Source organism: Ravibacter arvi (genome assembly GCF_039540405.1).
GTDB classification, from domain to species: Bacteria; Bacteroidota; Bacteroidia; order Cytophagales; family Spirosomataceae; genus Ravibacter; species Ravibacter arvi.
Genome location: NZ_BAABEY010000003.1, coordinates 1 through 3,241 on the forward strand (window position 1 = coordinate 1; position 3,241 = coordinate 3,241).

The window sequence follows — 3,241 nt, forward strand, 5'->3', positions numbered from 1 at the left end:
AGGAGCTGAACCCTTATGGACCCAGCTCCCTTTTTGATGTTCTATTTAATTGTCTTCGGGAACGTAGCTAAACTTCCCGGACCAATCGGGATTGGAATGGATGATTTTGAGCGAAGTTTCCGTTAATTCGCGGATGACCATAAACTCACGCTCATGACCGGGGTTATCGCCCCGGTACCAGTATTGGATCCGGTTTTCGTCCTTCGGGTCCCATTTCCACTTGAACTTCAGCGTCGACGGGTTGACAGAATTAACATTGTTAAAGGATTCCTGCAGATAGGTACCTGACTGGGTAAAAGTGATATATGCCTTGTAAATCATGCCAAGTGAATCTACGGCGTCTTCCACCCGTAACAGCCGCCACCTGCGGGAAAGAAGCTTAGTCCGGTTTTCTTTTTTAAGTTCTTCGGTTTTATCAGCATCTACCGTGATATCCCCTTCGCTGGTAGAGAGCACGAACCCGGCCCGTTCCCCGTTGGCTTCAAAATCCCTGACCTCTCCCAGGTTATTGAGCGATATGGTCCTGGCATTTGCGACTTCGTAGGTGTCAGAAATTGCCGAATCGCCTTTTTCGACCACGAACCGGCTGTTGTCCAGGAATTCAAGGGTAGTTATTTGCCCGTTTGCGCGGGCGCTTGCCTGGCGGAAGGTCCATTCGCCGACAATTTCTTTCTTTAGTTTTTCTACTTTGTGGCTCTGGTCATCGGTTGTTCCGTCGGCTTTACAGGAAAGACAAAACAGCGACAGGCAAAATAAGAGCGGTATCTGGTAATCAGGCTTTTTTCTCATAGTTGATAAGTTGGTATTGGGAGTCATTTCAATGGGATTAGTTTAATTGCATGTATGGTAGGTAATCGTGAGCCTGGGGCGTTTGTTGGCATCGGCAGCTTCCCGGGAAGAGAATAGTACAGTCCGGTAGGTGGCTTCTGTTTGCAGCACCAGTCCAAACCCGTAACGCTGCGCGGCAGGTTGGCTGACCATATCCTGTACTATTTGCTTTACATCCAGGTTGGTCACATTATAGTTCCACTTAAGCCCTGAGCTCGGTATCCCCACCTGGTTGGTGGCCGTCATGCCGGGCTGATTGTTCCAGGTCACCGTGTTCTCCTGCCAGGAACCGGTGACTTTCCGGATCCAGGATGAGAACTCGCTATCGTCAATAGAGTTACCAAGGGTATTAAGCGCAACCGACTGGTCTACCCCGTAGAGGTCCATGGTGGCCGAGACAATGGTGGCCCCTTGCGGGATGTTAGCCAGCTCAGAGAAATTAATAAAGGAGCGCATATTGCCAACTGCAAATGCATTACCATATGTCCAGACACTGGCACAGATTTCAGTCAACGAGCCATAATTGGTATCGGTATAAAAGGATCGCGACATCACCCTGGCATCGGCAGTAGCGGTTAGGGTGACCTTCGTATGCGGACAACTGGTTGAAGTATTGGCCAAGGTAAAGGTCAGTGTTTTTTCAGCCAAGAGTGTGGTGCCATGGTAAACTTTGCCGGTGAGGGTGTAGTTACCGGCTGCGGCATTTCTCCCTCCATCTTTGGTGAAGAGGCCGTAAGGAGGCAAATCGGAGGCCTCAACGTTGTCATCGAAACCTTCATTGCTAAGGTTAGGTCCGTTAATATAGTATGACACCCGGTTGTAGTTGTTCCCACCAGGGGTATCGCTGATCGTGCCATTGGCAATGTCTATGAAATAGTTCATCTGACTGCCGCCCAGGGTGCTGATCTGGATGGTCTCTCCGTTCACGATGTCCTTTACCTTTGAACGGACACCTGCTGTGCCGGCCTTCCAGAGCGAAAAGGTAAGTGAAATCGGTGTGTTGGGTACCACGGTAACGCTTACGTTACTGGTTTTATCGGAGCAACCGGATTTGGAGGCGGTGACCGTGTAAGTATAGGTGCCTGCCGTGGACGGTGCGGTAACCTGCTTGTTTGTTCCGCTGCCGGAGATGCCATTGCCGCTCCAGGCATAGGTTACACCCGAACAGTCAGCTCCGTTGCAGGCAGCAGTAAGGGTAAAGGTTGAACCGACTTGTTGAGAAGAGGTAGGCCCGGAAGCCGACGGGGTAAAGTTACAATTGCCGGTCCGGCAGTCCTCGGCCGCAAAACAACTGGCCTGTGGGTACCCTACCGCTTCCAGCCAGTGACGGGGCTTGAATATCCCGCCGCTGCCCTGGCTGGTAGTGGCATACAGGGTTGATCCGCAGAAGTGCGCGTAAACCTGCTCGCTCTGAAAAGTAGTCACGTATTGTCCTTCTGTAAAGCTGCAGCTGTTTGGGGGAACGGTTATGCTGATCGTAGCGGTTTTGTCGGAGCAACCTGACTTGGAAGCCGTAACGGTGTAAGTATAGCTGCCAGCCGCCGGTGCGGTAATGGTTTTAGAACTTCCGGTACCGCTGACATTGGTCCCGCTCCAGGTGTAGGTTACCCCGCTGCAGTCTGCGCCTGTACACGCTGCTGTCAGTGTAAAGGAGCTCCCGGCGGCCGGGGTGGTGGTAGATGCCGTTACGGTGGGGGTAAATGTGCATGGAGTGGTGGATGCCAGGGTAAAGGTCACCATTTTCTCGGAAAGCAGGGAGCTTTCATGGTAAGCTTTGGCCGTGAGCGTATAATTACCCGGCGTAGGGGCTCCGCCGCCATCTTTGGTAAAAAGGCCAAATGGAGGAACTTCGCCTACGACACCGTCCGGTCCCCAACCCTCGTTGATGTAGCCTGGTCCGTTTAATACAAATTGTACCTTATTATAGTTGTTCCCTCCGGGCGTATTGCTGATAACGCCGTTCACAACTTCTACAAAATAGTTCATCTGGCTACCACCCAAAGAGCTGATCTGGATGGTCTCTCCGTTCACGATGTCTTTTACTTTCGTGCGAACACCTGCCGTGCCAGCCTTCCAGAGCGAGAGGGTAAGTGAAATCGGTGAAACCGGCTGTACATTTACCGAAACCGTAGCGGTTTTACTGGTACAACCTGACTTGGAAGCGGTAACGGTGTAAGTATAGGTGCCCGGAGCCGGCGCGGTAATGGTTTTAGAACTGCCAGTGCCACTGGCGTTGGTTCCGCTCCAGGTATAGGTCACATCGCTGCAGCCCGTACCGCTGCACCCTGCGTTCAGGGTAAAGGAAGTGCCGGTAACAGGAGTGGTAGTGGAGGCTGATGCCGACGGGGTAAAATCACAAGCGTTCTGACACTCCTCGGCCGCAAAACAACTGGCCTGTGGGTACCCTACCGCT

The 3,241-nt window shown here is 52.2% G+C and carries 2 protein-coding genes; both read right to left on the minus strand.

Annotation, left to right across the window (positions count from 1 at the left end):
• Window positions 1–45: 45 nt before the first annotated feature.
• A complete protein-coding gene (locus tag ABD852_RS03235) occupies window positions 46–789 on the minus strand; it encodes a hypothetical protein (protein ID WP_345026582.1) in 744 nt (247 codons plus the stop codon).
• Window positions 790–831: 42 nt separating this feature from the next.
• A partial coding sequence (locus tag ABD852_RS03240; RefSeq protein ID WP_345026583.1) for a DNRLRE domain-containing protein occupies window positions 832–3,241 on the minus strand: 2,410 nt, incomplete at its 5' end.

What these genes read in the sequence shown, in the direction of transcription:
- ABD852_RS03235 (WP_345026582.1), bottom strand. Translation starts at nt 789, where the DNA reads ATGAGAAAAAAGCCTGATTACCAGATACCGCTCTTATTTTGCCTGTCG.